General features: G+C 41.4%; 19 protein-coding genes and 1 tRNA gene. 14 read left to right on the top strand and 6 right to left on the bottom strand.

What is annotated here, in order from left to right; genetic code table 11:
- Positions 1-40: 40 nt before the first annotated feature.
- Together E2P86_RS06760 and E2P86_RS06755 are read right to left on the bottom strand one after the other, a co-directional pair.
- Positions 41-349 carry a hypothetical protein gene (locus E2P86_RS06760; RefSeq protein ID WP_085472680.1) on the bottom strand — a complete coding sequence of 103 codons (309 nt, stop codon included), beginning with the start codon at positions 347-349 and terminating at the stop codon, positions 41-43.
- Positions 350-810: 461 nt separating this feature from the next.
- Positions 811-1,167 (bottom strand): hypothetical protein, encoded by a 357-nt coding sequence (locus tag E2P86_RS06755; protein ID WP_134431788.1) that lies wholly within the window; start codon positions 1,165-1,167, stop codon positions 811-813.
- Positions 1,168-1,334: 167 nt separating this feature from the next.
- Here E2P86_RS06755 and E2P86_RS06750 point away from each other — a divergent pair, with 167 nt between their 5' ends.
- Positions 1,335-1,700, top strand: a complete 366-nt coding sequence (locus tag E2P86_RS06750; protein WP_085472679.1) for a single-stranded DNA-binding protein — start codon at positions 1,335-1,337, stop codon at positions 1,698-1,700.
- Positions 1,701-2,053: 353 nt separating this feature from the next.
- Here the strand turns inward: E2P86_RS06750 and E2P86_RS06745 are convergent, their stop codons facing one another.
- On the bottom strand, positions 2,054-3,460 hold the full coding sequence (locus E2P86_RS06745) for an alkaline phosphatase (protein ID WP_134431785.1): 1,407 nt from the start codon (positions 3,458-3,460) through the stop codon (positions 2,054-2,056).
- Positions 3,461-3,718: 258 nt separating this feature from the next.
- Between E2P86_RS06745 and E2P86_RS06740 the strand changes: the two genes are divergently transcribed.
- The 3 genes from E2P86_RS06740 to E2P86_RS06730 all read left to right on the top strand — a co-directional run bounded on the left by E2P86_RS06740 (position 3,719) and on the right by E2P86_RS06730 (position 5,452).
- The gene (locus E2P86_RS06740) at positions 3,719-4,993 is read left to right on the top strand and encodes an OmpA family protein (protein ID WP_085472677.1); all 1,275 of its coding nucleotides are present in this window, start codon (positions 3,719-3,721) and stop codon (positions 4,991-4,993) included.
- A gap of 74 nt (positions 4,994-5,067) precedes the next feature.
- Positions 5,068-5,388, top strand: coding sequence for a hypothetical protein (locus E2P86_RS06735; RefSeq protein WP_134431782.1), 321 nt, complete (start codon positions 5,068-5,070; stop codon positions 5,386-5,388).
- A tRNA-Ala gene (locus E2P86_RS06730) sits at positions 5,379-5,452 on the top strand. The genes E2P86_RS06735 and E2P86_RS06730 overlap by 10 nt, the downstream gene beginning before the upstream one ends.
- A 40-nt stretch (positions 5,453-5,492) precedes the next feature.
- On the opposite strand, the gene E2P86_RS06725 is transcribed toward E2P86_RS06730, so the two are convergent.
- Positions 5,493-6,029: a lipocalin family protein gene (locus tag E2P86_RS06725; protein ID WP_085472675.1), complete on the bottom strand. Its 537-nt coding sequence runs from the start codon at positions 6,027-6,029 to the stop codon at positions 5,493-5,495.
- 163 nt (positions 6,030-6,192) lie between these two features.
- On the opposite strand from E2P86_RS06725, the gene E2P86_RS06720 reads away from it, so the two are divergent.
- The 5 genes from E2P86_RS06720 to E2P86_RS06700 all read left to right on the top strand — a co-directional run bounded on the left by E2P86_RS06720 (position 6,193) and on the right by E2P86_RS06700 (position 10,257).
- Positions 6,193-6,657 carry a DUF4268 domain-containing protein gene (locus E2P86_RS06720; protein WP_240775585.1) on the top strand — a complete coding sequence of 155 codons (465 nt, stop codon included), beginning with the start codon at positions 6,193-6,195 and terminating at the stop codon, positions 6,655-6,657.
- A 29-nt stretch (positions 6,658-6,686) separates the two neighbouring features.
- Positions 6,687-7,484: a S1/P1 nuclease gene (locus E2P86_RS06715; protein WP_085472674.1), complete on the top strand. Its 798-nt coding sequence runs from the start codon at positions 6,687-6,689 to the stop codon at positions 7,482-7,484.
- A 71-nt stretch (positions 7,485-7,555) separates the two neighbouring features.
- Positions 7,556-8,137, top strand: coding sequence for a Crp/Fnr family transcriptional regulator (locus tag E2P86_RS06710; protein WP_085472673.1), 582 nt, complete (start codon positions 7,556-7,558; stop codon positions 8,135-8,137).
- Between the two features lie 248 nt (positions 8,138-8,385).
- Positions 8,386-9,330: a L,D-transpeptidase gene (locus tag E2P86_RS06705; protein ID WP_134431779.1), complete on the top strand. Its 945-nt coding sequence runs from the start codon at positions 8,386-8,388 to the stop codon at positions 9,328-9,330.
- 117 nt (positions 9,331-9,447) lie between these two features.
- Positions 9,448-10,257, top strand: coding sequence for a murein L,D-transpeptidase catalytic domain family protein (locus E2P86_RS06700; protein WP_234991183.1), 810 nt, complete (start codon positions 9,448-9,450; stop codon positions 10,255-10,257).
- A 48-nt stretch (positions 10,258-10,305) separates the two neighbouring features.
- Here E2P86_RS06700 and E2P86_RS06695 read toward each other — a convergent pair whose 3' ends face one another.
- Positions 10,306-11,637, bottom strand: a complete 1,332-nt coding sequence (locus tag E2P86_RS06695; RefSeq protein ID WP_134431776.1) for a sensor histidine kinase — start codon at positions 11,635-11,637, stop codon at positions 10,306-10,308.
- A gap of 6 nt (positions 11,638-11,643) precedes the next feature.
- On the bottom strand, positions 11,644-12,981 hold the full coding sequence (locus E2P86_RS06690) for a sigma-54-dependent transcriptional regulator (RefSeq protein ID WP_134431772.1): 1,338 nt from the start codon (positions 12,979-12,981) through the stop codon (positions 11,644-11,646).
- A 159-nt stretch (positions 12,982-13,140) separates the two neighbouring features.
- On the opposite strand from E2P86_RS06690, the gene E2P86_RS06685 reads away from it, so the two are divergent.
- The 5 genes from E2P86_RS06685 to E2P86_RS06665 are packed head-to-tail and all read left to right on the top strand — an operon-like array spanning position 13,141 to position 19,644.
- On the top strand, positions 13,141-14,379 hold the full coding sequence (locus tag E2P86_RS06685; protein WP_134431769.1) for an efflux RND transporter periplasmic adaptor subunit: 1,239 nt from the start codon (positions 13,141-13,143) through the stop codon (positions 14,377-14,379).
- A gap of 40 nt (positions 14,380-14,419) precedes the next feature.
- Complete coding sequence (locus E2P86_RS06680; RefSeq protein WP_085472668.1) at positions 14,420-15,121, top strand: ABC transporter ATP-binding protein; 702 nt, start codon at positions 14,420-14,422, stop codon at positions 15,119-15,121.
- Between the two features lie 13 nt (positions 15,122-15,134).
- Positions 15,135-15,884, top strand: a complete 750-nt coding sequence (locus E2P86_RS06675) for a head GIN domain-containing protein (RefSeq protein WP_134431766.1) — start codon at positions 15,135-15,137, stop codon at positions 15,882-15,884.
- A 24-nt stretch (positions 15,885-15,908) separates the two neighbouring features.
- Complete coding sequence (locus E2P86_RS06670; protein WP_134431763.1) at positions 15,909-18,323, top strand: ABC transporter permease; 2,415 nt, start codon at positions 15,909-15,911, stop codon at positions 18,321-18,323.
- Entirely contained in the window at positions 18,316-19,644 is a 1,329-nt protein-coding gene (locus E2P86_RS06665) for a TolC family protein (RefSeq protein WP_134431760.1), read from the top strand. Before E2P86_RS06670 ends, E2P86_RS06665 begins: the two co-directional genes overlap by 8 nt.
- The last annotated feature ends 216 nt before the right edge of the window (positions 19,645-19,860 follow it).

Here is a 19,860-nt window from a genome sequence, read left to right as displayed (position 1 = left end):
TGATCACTAAGAACGCGTACAGCCTATGCTTTGTGGAAGGCTAAAACCCTTCAAAGGGCAAGCTATCTTCTCCCCGCTGAATCTCCTCATAACGAACCGCATTCATATTCTGAATGCTTTCAAAAATTGTCTCTAGATCTTTACAAAGTGATAGTAGTTTATTCACATTTGCATCACTTAGATTCTCAAAGTGCTCAAGCTCGAAGGTGTAATAATCACCATCCTCGAAAAGTTCCATTGTTTCCCGCATCTCACCATCTGATGCTAAATTGACTAACTGAACAAAAACCTGAGTTCGGATATCCTCTAACAAGTGCAATGTTTCAATTACCCTGTTTCTATAGACCATGATTAAAAAAGTTAAATGCAACCTCTAATTTTTCTTGTCTTGCAAGGAATACTTCAATTGTAGTAAAGATAATTGTATCGGACATCGCTCCTAAAAAATAAATAAACATGCATAATAATTGTACTAATCACATTATCAAATAATTAGCACAAAGGTTAGTCTCATAACAAATAATGCCTCAAGATATTAAAAAAATGTAGATATTCATCCACAATTCAAAAAAATATTTTCGAAAAAATTATCAAAAAATAATCTACCTTAAGTATAAACCTATTATTATCTCAAAACGAAAGCTCTTTACAATGTAAAAAATAGCTAAAAAATAAAAGTCTAAACAACTATATTTTAAATGCTTAAGGAATAAAAAACAGGTAAAGAGCCCGTACAAAATATGCTAACAAAAACTATGTAACAACCATCATATCAAATAGATACATTCAAACAAAACAAAAGAACACTGATCAAACCCCTCTCTTAACAATTAAGAACAATTCATTACCTAAGGGTAAATAACCATACTCATACACAAATGAATACGTTTGACCTTTCCCATTTTCCAGCAAATTTGTAAAAAAATCAAAATCTAATCCTTCACGCAACAAATGATCGCGCGATATACGTGTCGTCTTTTCTTCACCCAGAACCGTTAACAAAACATTTCGATTCTTTTTTAATATGTTATTCACCTCACGCACATATTGATTTGAAACACGATTCATCTTGTTATTATACGCATTCCGACATCCATCATCACAAAACCTTTTGTCCGAACGACCCTTCACGAATTGTCCACACCACACACAGCACTTTTCTTCCATAAACTCCATCCGTTTACAAGCATTTAAAATCGTTTATAATTGTATATAATCAGTTATCTACCGAATCGCAGAAAAATTGTCTTGCATCTTTGTAGTGGCTACAATAAATGGTTGTATATAAACAGTTTTGAAAATAATAAAAAAAATTCACATTAAAAATTAATCCTATGAATGCATTAACAAATTCAGTACAGCTAATCGGCCGAATAGGCAACGATGTAGAAGTAAAAACAACAACAAAAGACACCAAAGTGTGTAACATACGTTTAGCGACCAACGAATACTCCCGTAATACTAACGGAGAATGGTTGGAAACAACGTATTGGCACTCCTTAATCTTTTGGGGGAAATTAGCTGAAAAATTAGAAAGAACGGGACAAAAAGGAAGTCGACTATTGCTTCAAGGATCTATTACCTACAGCGAGTACACCGACACCAATGATATCAAACGAGAACGCACAGAAATCAAAATCAATCAGTTTATTGTACTGGACAACCGGAAGACACCTTCTCCTGAAGAAGAATTTGAGTAGAGGGAAATGGTAGTTCATTGTTGGTAGTTCATTGTTGGTAGTTGGTAGTTTGTTGTGGGGAGTTGGTAGTTGGTAACGCGTATAAAGTACAGAATAGGGAATACGGAATACCTACCACTATATGCTTCGTATTAATTTAAGAGGACACGAGCCGAAGGCTCGCGCCAGCATCGGGAGATACAGCTCATAAATACCTCTTATCGTCATACCGACGACAGGAGGTATCTATGAACAAACCTTTCTCTCGCTAGTTCGAACCTGTCTGCGGTAGGCAGGCTCATAGCTCGGACTTCTTTCTAGACATCTCTTGCAATTTCTTTAGCACGATCCTCTTAAAAGCCCAATCCAGCTGCTTAAAAATCCAAGCCAGCCGCCGCTGCGACCTTTTTAGGAATATCTACATTCTCCATCTTATGCGAGAACGATTGTGCTCCTGCGCCGATGGCAAAAACCGGAATGTATGCTGCGGAGTGATTATTAGATGCCCATGCGATAGAACCCGCTTTATTCAACAGTTGAATAGCTGTTGCCGCTAATTTCTCATCTGTCGCATACAGGCTCTTTATAGTCTCATCCTCATGCTTTACAAAGCTTTTCTCATAAATCTTAAACAATAGATCCTCCTCTTCCTGGCTGACCTTCACAGACCCAAACAGACCCAACTTCTTGGATAGTAAATCCTTCATCTCTTGCCAGCTAACCTCTCTACCTGCTAAACGTAACGCTGAAACCTCTTTAGACAATTCACCCAAAGACACTTTTTGATGACTAAGCAGCTTCGTATTTAATCGGCTACCACCGTTACCAACAGCGATACCACCTGTCTCATGATCTGCGGTCACAATAATTAGCGTCTCCTCTGGGTGTTTCAAATAAAATGCATAGGCACTTTTTACCGCTTCATTAAAATCCAGTACTTCGCGAATCGTGGTTGTTGCATCATTCGCATGCGAGGACCAATCAATCTTACCGCCCTCTACCATTAAGAAGAAACCTTTATCGTTATCTTTCGTCAACGATGTAATTGCCGCATCGGTAATCTCTCGTAAGTTTAAATCGCCTTTTTGCTGATCTATAGCAAACTTCAACGATTCAGGATCTGTCCCTTTACTATTCATCAAAATAGTCTTCTTTCCTTTATCTTTTAAATTCTGATAGCCTTCTAAGCCATACGCCAACTGATAGCCGGCCTTTTCAAACTGCGGGAACAACGAGGGTACCTCTTCTTTCTTCGCATTCTTCGTTGGGCTTAAGAAACCGGAACCCGCAAAAAAATCAAAACCCGACTTTAGAATATCCTGTCCAATTTCATAGTATTTACTCCGACTAGACTGGTTGGCATAGAAGGAGGCTGGAGTAGCATGATCAATACTAACGGAAGTCGTAATTCCAACCTTCATTCCTGCTTTTTTCGCGGCATACGCAATACTCGTATAAGATTCGCTCCCTGTACTATCCATAGATAATACCCCATTTTTAGTTTTCTTTCCTACGGCCAATGCGGTTCCTCCAGCGGCAGAGTCCGTTACGCCATGCGACAACGAATAGGACGTCGCGAAAGTAGCATGTGGAAACGTTGAAAATACCAATGGAAATACCGTGTTCCTATCTTCCTGGGCCGCAAGATAAATCTCGGTTAAGTTAACCTGATTAAGCCCCATACCATCCCCAATCATAAAAAAGATATACTTGGGACGATTCTGGCCAAACGACAACAGATGGAATAAAAAAAGAAAAGCAAAAAAAGATAATTTCTTCATGTAAATAATTATAAAAAATAAAATAGAACAACTAGCTACCCGCTTCAAATAAAATACTAAAGCTCGTATAGCTACAAAAATAAAATATCAATATGAACTCAATGTTAATTAAGGTCTGTATAGGTCAATGATTCCACCCTATAAAGATAGAATTATTCTTTAACAAACAAGGGCTAAAGACATTACTGTCAATATTTTCAATACTGAAAAACAAAAAACACAGCGGTTTGTTCAATTAAGGTAATATATAACATAATTATGGAAAATCTACTATTAAACTCAGCTAAGGGCTTCTTTAACGAAGAAATCCTGAACTTACTCAGCAGCAATACTGGTGAAAGCCCAGATACCGTAAAAAAAGGATTGGATGCCATTATTCCAACTGTTATGTTGGGCATGCAGGCACAAGGTCAATCTGGTCTTACATCGATTCTCGATAAAGCAAAAAGCTTCTTCAATTTTAGCAGCTTTAATTTTAACAGCTTCTTTGACGCAGATCAACAAAAAGAAGGCTCGGCAGGCTCGGACCTTTTAAGTAGTATTTTTGGCAGCGGATTAAGTGGTATTGTCAGCTCCTTAACGAGTTTTCTAGGTATAAAAGGTGATTCAGTAACCAAATTACTAGGCGTTAGCTTACCGGCTGTATTCTCTAGCTTAACCGATAAGGGAACCAATTGGAACGTAGGCAGCATTACTTCGCTGCTAAACACAAATAAAGATAGTCTCTTGGGAGCTCTTCCTGCAGGACTAGGTTTAGCAAGTTTAGGAGGTATAGCAAGTAGCGCTAAAGGTGTGGTAAATGATATGACTGACACCGCTACAAAAACCATCTCTAAAGTAACCCATGAAATCCCCCCTGTCGTACATACCAAGCACACGATCGAAAAGGAGAAAAAAGGTGCTGGTTTATGGTGGCTTCTCATCCCCCTCCTTCTGATCGCTGGCTGGCTTCTCTTTGGTAAGGGCTGTGGAAGTGGCGACAAAACCGTCATTACAACAGATACAACGACAACAGTTGCCATAGGAGACTCAACGGTAGAAACCGTAACAACCACCGTACGTGAATCAATGAACTTAAAACTTCCCGATGGCAAAGAGCTTTCTGCTTTCACGGGAGGTATCGAGGATCAGTTAATTAAATTCTTGCAGGCGGGCGAGTACAAAACGCTTTCTGACGACAACCTAAAAGCGAAATGGTTTGACTTTGATAACTTGAACTTTGAGACCGGTACAGCAACCGTTCTACCAGAAAGCCAAGTACAACTCGATAATATTGCAGCGATCTTAAAAGCATTCCCTGATGTAAAAATCAAAATCGGTGGATACACCGATAAAACAGGTAATGAGGAGTTCAATAAAAAGCTATCTGGCGAAAGAGCAGCTGCCGTTAAGGAGTTCTTGACCAAACAAGGCTTAGGAGCGCAAGTTACCGACACAGAAGGTTACGGATCTGAATTTGCAAAATTCGATGCGTCTGCTCCAGAAAGCGATCGCGTTCAAGATAGAAGAGTATCGATTAGCATCCGAAAATAAGAATATATTTAATTCTGAAAGAAAAGCACCACGTGATGGTGCTTTTTTTTTGTTAAGTGTTATTTTTGCTGTCCATGACAACGCAGCAACAAGAAATGATTATTGGCGATTTTGAACGCTACATGCGCTACCTGACTCAACAACAGGAGGCCTTTACTTTCGATAAATTTATCGCTTTAGCCACCTCGCTCGTCAACTTTTATGAAGGCAGCAACTTGATCACTATTCCAGAACGCGTAGAGACCGCATCGCTCCTATTAAAGGCATTTAATGCGGGAATCGGCAACCGAATAACGGACTCCGACCTCACAGAAATAGCTCACCTTATAATTTCGGAAACGACTATTGATTATTCCATTCTTAATATTATATTTGCACAGCAAACGGGGGATTAGCTCAGCTGGCTAGAGCGTTTGGCTGGCAGCCAAAAGGTCATCGGTTCGACTCCGATATTCTCCACGTACAAGAGCACAGGCTTATCAGCCCTGTGCTTTTTTTATTAGTCCTGCACGGTCCATACCAATGCCTCTAGCGCATAGCCCGATTCTTCCGCATACTGTAAATATTGCTCACGAAGGGCTTCTGGTATTTTCTTTTCTCGAGACAAGATGCACATATAATCTAAATTTTGACCAAAAACCAGCACCTGACTATAATCCCCGTCAACCGAAACAATATTATACCCCATATAGAAAGGGTTTATATACGATACTTTTAAAGCCCCCGATTCACGATCATCCAGATAACGCAAACGACCAATACGTTGTCTATACTTTTCCTGTACCATATCATAACCTTGTATATTCAACCGCAAACTGTCATCATCGTTCCATGCTAAAGAAAGCAAAACGTTCTTTAAATTGCGAGACCATTTGGTATCCAAACGAGCAATCTCATACCATTCACCAACAAACCGCTCCATATCAAAATCAGGCACCACAACGACAGCCGACTTGACCGGCTTTAAGATACTATACAGCGCCGTGCCTGCAGCCACCGCCGTCAACAGTAATAATGATTTCTTCTTGTTATCCATATCTCCTTAACAGTTAGGGTGAATGAAAGTTTGCCCCAAACATGACCGATTATATTGAAACAAAATTCCTTAGTTTTGCACTACAAAAACAACGTTGTAACCTCATCATTTATTGCACGTCACAATACGAGGATATCGCCCTATTAAAAAAACAAACAGATCTGTGTATACACGAGAAGAAGCAAAGCGAATAAAAGAAGAATTTTGGACACGTTTTGGTCAGTTTATGGCACTTTCTACATCGGAAGAAGGAACTAAAGTAAACTGGATCAATTACAAAACAGGCGTCAAACACCTGTATTTCCGGATGGATGCCGATAATAAGACAGCACAGATCTACATTGAGATAAGCCATCCCGATGCAGGCATCCGCGAGCTTATGTACGACCAATTCGTGGAGTACCGTCTCCTTTTAGAAGATAGTTTAGGAGAAACCTGGGAATGGGACCCTGTCTATTATGATGACAATCAACGGAAAACCGCTAGAATAAGCTTCTCCATCAACCGGAAGACATCCATCTTTAAACAAGAAGATTGGCCCGATTTAATCAGTTTCTTCAAACCGCGTCTCCTCGCTTTAGATAGCTTTTGGTCCACGGCGAAGTATGCTTTTGAGATTTTTAAGTAACTTTGCCTCCAACTTATAAAAAATAGTGCATGAAAAATATCATTAAACTTGCTCTTATCTGTGTCCTTGCGTTGCAGTATGAATTTGCAGGTGCTTGGGGAATGACGGGCCACCGTGTTATTTCTGAAATAGCAGAAAATCACCTGAGCAAAAAAACAAAAAAAAACATCAGTAAAATTATTGGAAACCAAAAATTAGCTTACTGGTCTAACTGGGCAGATTTTATCAAATCCGATCCTGATCCCGCACTGAATCGTACAGGCTCTTCGCATTTCGTTAATACCGAAGCTAATTTAAGTTTTGATGCTTTTGTTGCTGCATTAGGGGCTAGTCCGGAACATAACTTGTATAAAACCTACAAACGTATAAAAGCAGAAGCCAAAAACACAAACCTTCCTCTGCTACAACAGCAACAAAACCTCTACTTTATCATTCACTTAATTGGGGATGCGCACCAGCCAATGCATGTGAGCCGTGCTGCAGATCAAGGCGGAAATAAAATTGAAGTTGAATTCTTTGGACGCAAGTCGAATATTCACCGTGTTTGGGATTCAGACCTTGTTGATAATGAACAATACAGCTATACCGAGTATGCACGTGTATTAGATATTTACGACAACAACTACTACAAGCAATTTACGTCAACCAGCTTTGAGCAATGGCTTTATGAGTCACATCAAGTAGCCAACAGCATTTATGATGATGTGGCTAAAAATGCAAACCTACGCTATGAGTATATCTATCAAAACAAATACCGTATGGAGAACTGCCTGTTAAAAGCAGGCGTACGCTTAGCACATGAGTTGAACGAAATCTACGGTAAATAAACAATATCAAAGAGAGGTGTAAAAGAGATTATCAATCATTTTACACCTCTTTTTATATACAGCCCCCCATTATGGAGAACTACCCTGAGAAGCTAAAAGGAACCTATCAGTACCCGGGAATGACGTCTGTCGAACTCGAACAAATTGTACATCAACACGAACAGGTTTTCTACAAAAAGGGCGACTATCTACTACAAGCTGAAGAAGTCAGCAATTGTTACTACATATTACAGTCCGGTATGGTTCGTTCATTTATCTACGACTTCAACGGGAATGATATAACAACGGATTTCTTTTGTGAAGATGAGGTCGTTATTGAGGTCGCTTCCATATTTCATCAGATGCCCACCAGTGAAAATTGGCAATGCTTAACCGACTGTACCCTATGGAAGATAAACTACGATGCCTTTCAGGAACTATTTTTATGTATCCCTACTTTAACCGAATGGGGACGTGCATGGATGGCCTATCAATTGTTCTTAACAAAGAAAAGAAACCTTGACATGATAAGTCTTTCTGCGTTAGACCGGTATAAGCAACTTATGGTACAAAAACCGCAAATCATACAACAAGCTCCCTTAAAATACATCGCTTCATTCCTTGGGATAACCGATACATCGCTCAGTCGAATAAGAAAAGAAGCCTTTCGATAAATAAAGGCATACTTCTTGTATATCTCTCGGCTGTAAATATCCATAAAGACTATAAAAAAACGACGATACTTTTTATGCACAAGAAAATTAGTTCGCTTTTAAATAAAAAATATCCACTTCAGGAACACAAAAAGCACAGCATACGGTTAATAACCCATAAAGGGATATGTCAGAAAATTAGCTTAACCGTCTTATGCATCTTACTCTTATCTTGTAATAATAAGAGTACTTCCCATAGTATTGAGGTGATGGGAAAGGAAAAAATAGACTCCCTAGCTTTTGTTAAGCAGCAAGAAGAGGAAAAAAAGGCCGCTCCAAAGACCGCTGCCGATATCACACTGACCAAAGCGCTTACCTACGATCAGCACACGTTAGCAGAGAGTTATCCATATGGCAAGAAAACCCGTGTTTTCCAAATGGATAAGATTAAAGAAAAACTGGCTTGGGTAGAAAACTTTCAACGTGTAAAAAATAACTATGCGGTGCTGCAGAACTACAAAAATAAAAACGGCGAAGCCCCTTTAGTCAAAGATTATCATCGAAATGCCTACAAACGGGTTTCTGATACGCTGGGCACCGAACGGTATCAGTCTGTTCCTCTTTATCATTTTGGGGAGACAAAAACGCCAACGCTCTACGGGCGTGACGGTTCCCTCGTAAAGCTGCTGAGCACAGATACATTACCCATGGTCAAAATTAGTGGCATCTCCCTGGACGGGGAATGGGAAGTTCCAAAGCGTTATGTAAAAGCAATTGGAGATACCGTAACTTTCCATAAGGTAATCATCGTGGATGTAACCAATCAGAATATCATGACCGTCGAACGTCAACGGGACAGCGAATGGCTCATACGCAGCATGAACCCTGCGACCAGCGGCCGCCACCACCCTCCCTACGCACAAGAGACACCACTGGGAGCCTTTGTGTTACAGGAAAAAAAATCAAAAATGTACTATTATAGAGATGGTACCACAACGATTGAAGGGTTTGCGCCCTATGCGAATAGATTTACCAATGGCGCTTACGTACATGGCGTCCCTGTTAACAACCCCAAAGGAGCCATCAAAGAATTCAGCTGGTCTCTTGGAACAACGCCCCGATCACACATGTGCGTCCGTAACGCCTCTTCGCACGCCAAACATATTTATGACTGGACAAAATCGTTAAATGCCTTAGTTATTGTGATCGATTAATTTAAAAAAACCTACTAAAAACAGCTTACAACCACATAAATAGCGATATTAACATTTGTTTAACACTTTGAATATCAAAATAGTAGTACTTTTGTAGCGGATTTAAAAATTGTAAGTATGCGTAGTTTAGTAGGTGTGCTGTTGGCTGCTTTATTATTTATCAGTTACGTACCGTTAACTGTTACATCCAAAACCAATGCTTTAAAAAGCGAAGAAACGGCCACAGCACCGAAGGAAAACAGGCCTGCAGCAACGGCTGTTGCTCCAGCAAAAACAGAAAAATCAGTAGCTGAAAAGCTATACGAAGAAATGGCATTAGCCGAAATGATACAGTTCGAAGCATTCGAACAAGCCCTACAGGGATACAATACCCTCCACCCCCGCAACCGCGATATATTAAGCATCATTGATTTCACCCTTCCATCGACAAAAAAACGTATGGTCGTACTGGACATGAATCAACATAAAGTGCTTTATCATACCGTAGTTGCACATGGCCGTAACTCCGGCGAAAATTATGCGGTATCGTTCTCGAACAAACATGGATCATATCAGAGCTCTTTGGGCTTCTATACCACAGACAACACTTATCAAGGAGGAAATGGATATTCACTGGTGTTAAACGGGTTAGAAAAAGGCATTAACGATCAAGCAAAAGCACGTGCGGTCGTTATTCATGGCGCTGACTATGTCAGTCAATCTATGATCAAAAACACAGGACGCTTAGGCCGCAGTTATGGCTGTCCTGCATTACCGAGGGAGTTGAACAAACCGATCATCAACACGATCAAGAATGGAACGTTGCTCTACATCTATGCGAAAAACGATGCGTATCTAGCGCAGACCAAAATCGTCAACAAACAACCCAAAACAATGCTTGCACAGCATGACAAAGGAACAGCTGATGATTTAAAGAATTTAAATTAAGAAAGATTGTAAACGTAGGGCTTTTCGAATAGAAAAGCCCTACTTCGTTTATAACAGTAAGGCGATAACGAAACAGTTCCGCCCATTTTTCTCTTGGTAGTACAGATAGCCATTATGGGCTTTGATAATAGATTTTGACAAAGAAAGTCCAATTCCAGCCCCCTCCTTCCGCGTGGTATAAAAGGGCAAAAATATCTTATCGATAATCGTACTGTCAATAAGGGGCGCGTTATCCGAAAAAACACAATAAATCCGTTTATTTTCTTGATACAAGTCGATCGTAATAGTTGGATTCTCCGACGCAGAAACAGCATACACACTGTTGGTCAGCAAATTGATTAAAACCTGTTCAAACTGGGAACGATCCGCCGCCGCGTGTAGTCCTTCATCCAGATGTAACAACACCTGGATGTTCTGCTGCGCTAAAAGCGCTCGATAGTTCCGCACCACGCCCTGCACCATCTCCGCTAGATGTACATGCTTCAGCACCGGCGTAGGCAACATCGTTAACCGGCGGTAACGATCCACGAACTCCTGCAAATGATCACTTCGGTTTACAATTGTCTCTAAACTCATCGCCAAATCGGCCTTATCTTCCACCGACAAGTCGTCCTGTTCGAGAATCGCTTTCATATTATTAGCCAACGAATGAATTGGCGTCAGTGAATTCATCAACTCATGCGCAATTACTTTCATTATAGAAAGCCAAGCCTCGTTCTGCTTGACATCAATTACACGCTGAATCGAGTCCATCAAAATAATATAATACACTTGTCCCTGTAACAAGCTACGTGAAGTCTGGATTACGAATGTCTGTCGTTCCTCCTTATCCACCTGGATATCGATCGTGGTTTTAAACTCAGTAAAATTCCGTGTTTCAAAAACCGAACAAAAGTTCGCGATACGTTTGCGTAGGAACGCCCAATTGCTGGTGGTCGGAATATCGAAATAATTGGTTACGAAAGTATTCATCAGGGTGATCTCCATATCTCCCTCCGGGTTTTTTACGATTAAAATCCCGGAATCAATACCATTCAAGAGCTGATCATAAATCATCTTTTGCGACACCGAAGCCGCCTCCTTTGTCCTGATTTTCTCGTACAAGCGCACAGCGTTTTCCATCGCACCTTGCTTGCCTGTATCGGCACCCAAATCCATGCTGTAGTCATCATAAAGGAGTGCCGAAACGATCTTATCAATGCGCATAAAATGGCTTCGCACATAGGTATACAGTTCATAAATCAATGCACCTCCAATAAGTAGCAAAACAGCACCTGTATATTGCAGCTCCTTTTGGAAGAACCACATCCCAAAAAACAGCACCGCTAACAGCACGGCTATCCGCCAAACGATCGCAATCGCATCTTTTCTCTGGTTCATAAAATTCTATTTGATCCGAATATGGTACTTCTCCATTTTACGATACAACGCTGGCCGCGAAAGTCCTAATGCAGTCGCCGTCCGAGATACATTCCCACTATATTTCTCCAAAGTTTCCTCAATCGTCTTACGCTCAAAATCCAACAGCACATTATCCTGTGATTGGGTAGACATAGGCACCGTTAGTCCCAAATGCTCCCAACGGATCAACCCATCTTCAGCCAAGATTACCGCACGTTCTACGCGGTTTTGTAATTCTCGAATATTTCCAGGCCATTCATATTGCATTAAATAAGTAGAGAGCCCCTGCTCTACAGCCAATGAACCAACCTCATACTTATCCGCATATTGCGCCACAAAATAATCAAACATTGCCAACAAATCTTCCTTCCGTTCGCGCAGGGGTGGTAACGAAAGGGAAATGGTATTGATCCGATAGAATAAATCCTCCCGAAACAAACGTTCTCCTACCGCAGCTTCCATGTCGGTATTCGTTGCCGTAATGATCCGTACATCCACCGGACGTGCTTTGCTCTCACCCAGGCGCGTCACTGTTCTGTTCTGTAACACCTGCAATAACTTGGACTGCAAATGCAGTGGAACATTACCGATCTCATCTAAAAAAATTGTCCCTCCTTCGGCCGCTTCAAACCGTCCAGCGGTATCCTGACGCGCATCCGTAAAAGCCCCCTTGGCATAGCCAAACAACTCACTTTCGAATAGATTCTCGTGTAAAGCCCCTAAATCAACATGTATAAAAGGTTTCGCCCGGCGCGCCGACTGGTTATGGAGATGAGAAGCCAGTATAAATTTACCGGTACCATTTTCGCCTAAGATCAATACATTCGCATCGGTCTTCGCTACCCGTTCCGCCACCTTATATACCGCTAAAATAGCCGGTGAAGTTCCCCTAAAAGATGTTTCCTTCTCCGCAACCGTCTTTCCCCTCCCCTTGCGTACGAGCTGAACAGTCTCTTTCACCGTATGCACCAATTTTTCATTATCCCAAGGCTTCATCATATAGTCAATCGCACCAAGCTTAATCCCTTCTACCGCGCGCTCCACCTGTCCATAGGATGTCATCAGAATAATCTTTACCTGCGGAAAATGCTCTTGAATTTCTCTTAACCGATAAATTCCTTCTTTACCATCCTCATATCCTACCCTGAAATTCATATCCAGGAGCACAATCTCTATCGAATGGTCATTGATGGTCTGCAAAATATCCTTCGGATTATCTAACGTAACAATCGTTTCAAAGGTTCGTTTAAGAATCATCTTTGCCGCAATCAATACTTCGACTTGGTCATCAACTACTAAAATTCTACTATTTATCTTTTTCATAAAAATGCCCAACTGTACACTTCCGTACACAAACTGTCCGTTAACGGACAATTACCAAACAGTCCAAAAACAAGAAGGTCTGAAAAACAATCAATTACACACCATAAGCGCTGTGGCACAAATATTACGGCATAAAATACATAAGAAACTACATATCAAATGGATACCACAGTACCTCGTAAAAATAGAAAAAAACAATACATAGCCCTAAGTTTGCTTGCATTTTTCCTGCTTGCAGCTTTGGGTATATACCTGGCCAATCGGCCGCGCACCTTGCATGTTAAGCGCGCAGAAATCTTAATCAAAAAAGTAAAAAAGGATAATTTCGAGGATTTTGTGGTTTTCCAGGCACAGGTAGATCCTTTGCATTCGCTCCTGGTAAATGTCATCGAGGGGGGCTCCGTGCAAGAGCTCTATGTAGAAAATGGAGCAATGGTCACACAGGGTACGCCACTCGCTCGACTCTACAATCCGAACACTGAATTCAATTACCTCGCCCAAGAAACGGGTATTATCGAACAGATAAATCAACTCAATGTCGCCAAACTCAACCTTCGCAACCAAGAGCTCGAACTCTCGAAAGAACTTGTGCTGATCGAACATGATTACAACAGTGCCCAGATGGAATACCAGCTTAATAATAAACTATACGATCGTAAGATTCTTGCGAAGAATGAATATGAAGTAACAGCCGAGAAACTACGTTATCAAAAAGAACGTAAAAATATTATTCAAAACAGTATCCAGCGCGAGCGTGAAACCAACGCACTGCAAATCCGCCAGATCAACCAAGCCCTCGGCATCATGGAAAAAAGCTTGGAAACACTTCGAAATAACAAGAAGAACTTTCTGGTCACCGCTCCGGCTACCGGGCGGTTAAGCTCTTTTGAAGCGACCTTGGGACTTAATATCCTGGCGGGAACCGCCATCGGAAAAATCGATGTCATGAAAGGTTACAAGCTAACCGCCAATGTCGATGAGTTTTATCTGGACAAGATAAACACCGGGCAAACGGGAACGATTGAAGTCAAGGAAGAATCCCAAGAGGTGCGGGTAACCAAAATTCTACCTGAAATAAAAAATGGACAGTTTAAAATAGAACTAGAATTCCTGGGCGCCCAACCACAAGGTCTTCAAGTAGGACTTTCATTTGGTGTCAAGCTTATTCTTTCCGGTGCTATGCAAAAACTCGTTATACCTAAGGGAAGCTTTAGCAGCGTCACGCAGGGCAATTGGATCTTTGTCGTCGAAAACGGTATCGCAACAAAACGAAAGATTGAACTCGGTCGGGAAAACCCCGTTTACTATGAAGTTCGCACCGGTTTAAAAGAAGGCGAAGAGATTATTGTATCCAATTATGAAGACTACAAACACGTGGAAAAATTAGAATTAAAATAACGGATAATTAAACTATATTAACAATACTAAAAAACACATTATGATTACCATAAAAGACCTCAATAGAGTGTTTGTTACGGAAGAAGTACAAACCCGAGCGCTGAACAATATCAATTTAGATATCCGTGAAGGCGAGTTTGTCTCCATCATGGGACCTTCTGGCTGTGGCAAATCGACGCTATTGAACATCATAGGTTTATTAGACGACATTACATCGGGTTCTTACCAATTAGTGGGCCAGGAAGTCTCGGGGATGAACGAAAAACAACGTTCACAAATCCGTAAAGCGAACATTGGATTTATCTTCCAAAATTTTAACCTGATCGATGAACTGAATGTATTCGACAACATCGAGCTGCCATTAATTTACAACAGAATACCAGCCGAAGAGCGAAAAAAACGTGTCAATGAAATTGCAGAAAAGCTCAATATTGTACACCGTTTACAGCATCACCCCCAACAACTGTCGGGCGGACAGCAGCAACGGGTGGCGGTGGCGCGTGCGCTCATCAATAACCCCAAAGTAATCTTAGCCGATGAGCCCACCGGAAACCTCGATAGCACCAATGGAAACGAGGTCATGGAACTCCTTACCAGCTTACACGCAAGTGGTGCAACCATATTAATGGTCACACACTCCCCACATGATGCTTCTTTTTCGCAGAAAATCATTACGATGAAAGACGGCGAAATATTGACAGAGAAATTGAACCAAAAAACAGTGGATGTTTTTCAATCATAATTAATGCAACAACATGAGAAAACTATTAACCATTGCCTTTGTCTCCTGCTTAACGCTAGGTTTACAAGCGCAACACAAACAAACGCGTAAGATTTCCACCCCGAGTGGTGTCTCCGTTGCGACATCTTTGCAAACGGAGTATATCCGCTCCAACCGGAATGAAGTAATTGTCGAAGCGGAAGACGCCAAGCATTTAGAGCAGATCGAAACTGTGGTCAAAGACAATGTACTGTACATCCGGTACAAGCGCAACACGACCAACGTAGGCAGAAAGAACAACCGCATCACCGTGTATGCATCTACAGACCTGAAGAGCATTGAAGTTTCATCAAGCGGCTCCTTGACGATCAACGATCCGATCCAAACTAATAGTCTTGACATCGATGTATCCTCATCAGGCAAGCTGCAAGCTGGACGTATCCAGGCAGCCAAGGCATCCATCGATATCGGATCATCAGGCCGCTTTACCGGAGCCATCCGCGCACAGCATTTAGAAATTGACGCTTCCAGCTCTGGCAAGCTAACGCTTACAGGCGAAGCAGATCAAGTTTCAGTCGACATGAGCTCTTCGGCAAACCTGGATCTAAGCGGCTTAAAAGCAAAATCGGTGCAAGTAGACGGTAGTTCTTCCGCTTACCTCAGCATTCAGGCAACGGAATCAATCCGTGGAGATGTATCATCTTCTGCAAAAATAGAACATATTGGCACCCCAAAAACCATCTCGGTAAGCAAGTCTTCGAGCGGTCGGGTTACCCAAAAATAAATTCACTTTCGAAAAACATCCACTATGTTACAAAATTGGTTTAAAGTATTTTTATATAATTCCTTGCACAATAAGCTTTTTTTCTTGCTTACGGTCCTCGGATTAGCGACTGGGATGACCGGTGTTATCCTGTCCATGTTATATTGGCAAGACGAGCATGCCTACAACCGTTGGAACCCCAATAAAGACCGTGTATTTGAGACGATAATTCACCTGAAGGATAACACATGGGCATGGCAAGTGGCTCCATTAGCGACGCACCTGCTCGAAAAGAATGATAAAGTGGAGGCCGCACTCTACTATAAGCCATCCTATATCAGCTTGCCGATGAACTTTCAGGGCACAAAATTATTCCTTAAGCAGGCCTTTAACACCCAAGGTAATTTCTTTGAGTTCTTCCCCTTCGAGATCAGCAAAGGAAGCGCCACACAATTCAAAAGCACGCCTAATGCCATAGCCATATCGGCAGATGCGGTCAAAGAATACTTTGGAACTGTCGATCCGATAGGTAAAGTACTGACCAATGGTGAGCAACAGTATGTTGTCACGACCGTCTTTAAAAACGATAACAAGTCATCTGTTGCACCCAACGTCCTCATTAAATCTGTAGAAGAGAATATTAAAAACGGTATTAGTTACGGTGCTTGGGGTGATTTCAACTACGGTTTGATGCTCAAACTGAAAGACCCTAAAGATGCGCCCGTTGTAGAGAAACAATTGTACGATGTCTTCTACCATATTCGGGCAACCAAATTTGCGAAGGAAGCCGGCATCTCAGTGGAAGAGTTCATCAATAAATATGGAGACTTTTCCTTTGAACTCGTTTCCTTGGCAAACACCCGACTGCAGGCCGGCAAGCTTCCCACAGGAATGCCGGAGGGCAAAGGAAATATTACTTTCTTAATTATCAATATCGGTTTGTCTTTGCTGATCCTGGTGATATCGTTGTTCAATTATATCAACCTCTCGACTGCCTATGCCATTAAGCGGGCAAAAGAGATCGGCGTTCGTAAAGTAATCGGCGCAACGAATAACGATATTGTCTGGCAACAGATTCTAGAAACAAGTATCACAACGTTGATTGCGATGTGTGTTTCCTTTGCACTCGTAGAACTATTACTGCCATATTACAATGTGCTCCTTAAAAAGGATATGAGCGTCAGTCTACTCACCTATTTACCTTACTTTATTGGTCTTCTATTGGTTGTTATCCTACTAGCAGGGGTCTTTCCAGCGTTATATATCGCTAAGTTTGATATCCTCAAAGTCTTGAAAGGAAACCTCTCCCGCAGCCAATCGGGCGTCTGGATACGCAACACCATGATTGTCCTTCAATTCTGTATTGCTTCCTTCTTTATCGTGGGTGGTATCATCATTGCGCGTCAGGTACGCTACACGATGGAGAAAGATTTAGGCTTTCATGCCGATCAGATCTTAAATATTAACTGGCAGGAATCCAGCGAAAAGAAGTTCCAAAACTACCTCCGTATAAAGCAAGATTTAATGCGCATACCAGGCGTTAAAGCTGTGAATGTAAGCACATTTGTACCTGGCCAAGGCTCCGGTTCATCCTCCAGTTTTCAGTACAAAGAACAAAATATACAGAGTCAAAATATGGGAATAGATTTCGGGTACCTCGACCTGCTTCAGATCAAAGTGGTTAAGGGCCGTGATCTTAGTCCCCATTTAGCTTCCGACACAGTCACTTCAGCTCTACTGAACATGACCGCCGTTGAAATGATGGGTGAAAAAGACCCGATCGGAAAAACGATTAGCTGGAATGGAGAAGATCTGAAGGTGGTAGGTATTGTGGATAATTTCCACCTCTTTGGGTTAGATGGTAAAATTCCGCCGATGACCTTCTTTCATTTTAAAACAGTGAAATGGATGCACAGCAATATCAACTCCCTGTCGGTACAGTTAAAGGCGGACAATATGGAACAGACGATTGAAGCAATCCAACAATACTGGACCCAGAAAGTGGACACCGAACGTCCATTTACATATGATTTTATCGATAAAATATTTGCGCGAACATACGAGAACTATGTCAATCAACGTAATCTCTTTGCGATCCTGAATGTCGTCGTTATCAGCATAGCACTCCTGGGCTTGTTTGCCTTGGCTTCCTACACCATTGAACGCCGATTCAAGGAAATTGCCATCAGAAAAGTACTGGGGGCCGAAAGTGGTGAGCTTGTATTCAGCCTAAGCAGGCAATATATTCTGCTCTTGCTGATCGGCTTTGCTTTGGCGATCGTCCCGAGCTATTACCTCATGCAGCTCTGGCTAAACAACTTCGCATTTCGTATCGACATTCCTATTAGTGCCTATCTAATTGCTTTTGGGCTGATGCTGGCGCTGACTTTGTTGATTGTTGTTTCAAAAGCATATTCGGCAACACGCATTAATGCGTTAACCTACCTGAAATATGAATAACCAGTCTCTATATATTTGTTTCAATTCAATCATGTTGTTGATGTTGATGTGGCTACCAGAAATGGTAGTCGCTCAACAAAACATCAGCTTGGAAACTTGTATCCAAAAAGGATTGGAGAACAACCTCGATTTTCAGATACAGCAACTTAAGATTGCCTATGCAGATAAAGCACAGCGAAGCAAAGGAAGTCGCTTTTTACCACAGGTGGCAGGCGGATTAACACACAACTATTCCTTTGGTTCCACCATCGATCCGGCTTCGAATGCCCGCGTCAGTTCCAATATCCAATCCAACAATTTCACCGTGGATGCCAATGTTTCGATATTTAATTTCTCTGAATTATGGGAAAGTAAACTATTGGGAGATGACCGTACCCTAGCGCTCCAAAACAAAGCGGTTCTCACACGCGATTATACCCTCCAACTTATTCAACTTTATTACGACACCTACGCTGCACAGGAATGGAAAAAAGTAGTCAGCAAACAACTGGAGCACTCCAAGGAGCAATTAGAGCGTATCGAAAACGAAGTAAATGAAGGCGCTAAACCTGTGAGTGATCTGTATGATATACAAGTCTTATATACACAAGAAAAGAAGATAGCCCTACAGACAGCGCAAGAGGAAGCGAACAAAAAAGCACTCTTATCCCACTGGATTAACAGCTCGATCGATAGTTCCACAACATTAACTTTCATCCCCCCAGAAAACGGTCAAGTATTTATAGGTACAGGATATAGCCCCAACGTAAAATTAGAAGAACTAAAAGCGCAAAAGCTGACCCATGAGTACAAACAGCTACTTGCCGGTTATCTACCACGTGTAACACTGTCTTACAGCTACGGTACATTTTACTCCAGCACCATACAAGGAATTTTCGATACGTCCCTGCAATTTGGAAGCCAGCTACGGAACAACAAAAACCAGTTTCTGGGACTACATGTCCAAGTTCCTATCTTCTCACGCGGGGATCGACAGCGCGCACAGCAGTTAAAAACAATCGAGATCCAGGAGCAGCAACAGTTGGTAGAAAAAACACGTGTCGACTTTGAAAACAGCTACAGCTTGGAGAAACAGAAAAAAAGACAGTATGAGATGCTGGCACCAACTTTACGAGAAGGATTGGAAGTTGCAGAAAAATCGTTACAAACAACACAGGCCAAGTTTGAATTTGGACGTATCGATATATCCGCGTATCGGATGGCGAAGAATCAGGTGCTCGTTGCCTCTTACGATTTACTTAAAAACAACCTCTATTATGCCATGAGTAATTCATTATTGAAAGAGATGGATACGAAGTCGAACGAAACAGCTTCAAACTAGGGCACTCTTAAAAACGGCCGCTCTATTTTAAATGTAAAACGATGCGTTTCTTATTAAGAATAGGAGAACCTAGAATCAGAATAATGCATTTGGTATTAAATAGGCTTGTTTCTAAAACGGAACAACAATATCTTGCAAACAAACTACAGCATCTTCCATACAAATCGCAACATCTTATATAACAAATAGTCTATTAGTACTATTAACTACAGCATT

Source organism: Sphingobacterium psychroaquaticum (assembly GCF_004421025.1).
In the GTDB taxonomy this organism is placed as follows: domain Bacteria; phylum Bacteroidota; class Bacteroidia; order Sphingobacteriales; family Sphingobacteriaceae; genus Sphingobacterium; species Sphingobacterium psychroaquaticum.
This window is presented reverse-complemented; position numbering and strand designations above follow the sequence as displayed.

Coding starts and splice junctions, on each gene's coding strand:
- E2P86_RS06725 (WP_085472675.1), bottom strand. CDS start 6,029: ATGGATAACAAGAAGAAATCATTATTACTGTTGACGGCGGTGGCTGCA.
- E2P86_RS06750 (WP_085472679.1), top strand. CDS start 1,335: ATGAATGCATTAACAAATTCAGTACAGCTAATCGGCCGAATAGGCAAC.
- E2P86_RS06705 (WP_134431779.1), top strand. CDS start 8,386: ATGGGAAAGGAAAAAATAGACTCCCTAGCTTTTGTTAAGCAGCAAGAA.
- E2P86_RS06700 (WP_234991183.1), top strand. CDS start 9,448: ATGCGTAGTTTAGTAGGTGTGCTGTTGGCTGCTTTATTATTTATCAGT.
- E2P86_RS06740 (WP_085472677.1), top strand. CDS start 3,719: ATGGAAAATCTACTATTAAACTCAGCTAAGGGCTTCTTTAACGAAGAA.
- E2P86_RS06715 (WP_085472674.1), top strand. CDS start 6,687: ATGAAAAATATCATTAAACTTGCTCTTATCTGTGTCCTTGCGTTGCAG.
- E2P86_RS06670 (WP_134431763.1), top strand. CDS start 15,909: ATGTTACAAAATTGGTTTAAAGTATTTTTATATAATTCCTTGCACAAT.
- E2P86_RS06695 (WP_134431776.1), bottom strand. CDS start 11,637: ATGAACCAGAGAAAAGATGCGATTGCGATCGTTTGGCGGATAGCCGTG.
- E2P86_RS06745 (WP_134431785.1), bottom strand. CDS start 3,460: ATGAAGAAATTATCTTTTTTTGCTTTTCTTTTTTTATTCCATCTGTTG.
- E2P86_RS06685 (WP_134431769.1), top strand. CDS start 13,141: ATGGATACCACAGTACCTCGTAAAAATAGAAAAAAACAATACATAGCC.
- E2P86_RS06675 (WP_134431766.1), top strand. CDS start 15,135: ATGAGAAAACTATTAACCATTGCCTTTGTCTCCTGCTTAACGCTAGGT.
- E2P86_RS06735 (WP_134431782.1), top strand. CDS start 5,068: ATGACAACGCAGCAACAAGAAATGATTATTGGCGATTTTGAACGCTAC.
- E2P86_RS06665 (WP_134431760.1), top strand. CDS start 18,316: ATGAATAACCAGTCTCTATATATTTGTTTCAATTCAATCATGTTGTTG.
- E2P86_RS06760 (WP_085472680.1), bottom strand. CDS start 349: ATGGTCTATAGAAACAGGGTAATTGAAACATTGCACTTGTTAGAGGAT.
- E2P86_RS06690 (WP_134431772.1), bottom strand. CDS start 12,981: ATGAAAAAGATAAATAGTAGAATTTTAGTAGTTGATGACCAAGTCGAA.
- E2P86_RS06710 (WP_085472673.1), top strand. CDS start 7,556: ATGGAGAACTACCCTGAGAAGCTAAAAGGAACCTATCAGTACCCGGGA.
- E2P86_RS06680 (WP_085472668.1), top strand. CDS start 14,420: ATGATTACCATAAAAGACCTCAATAGAGTGTTTGTTACGGAAGAAGTA.
- E2P86_RS06755 (WP_134431788.1), bottom strand. CDS start 1,167: ATGGAAGAAAAGTGCTGTGTGTGGTGTGGACAATTCGTGAAGGGTCGT.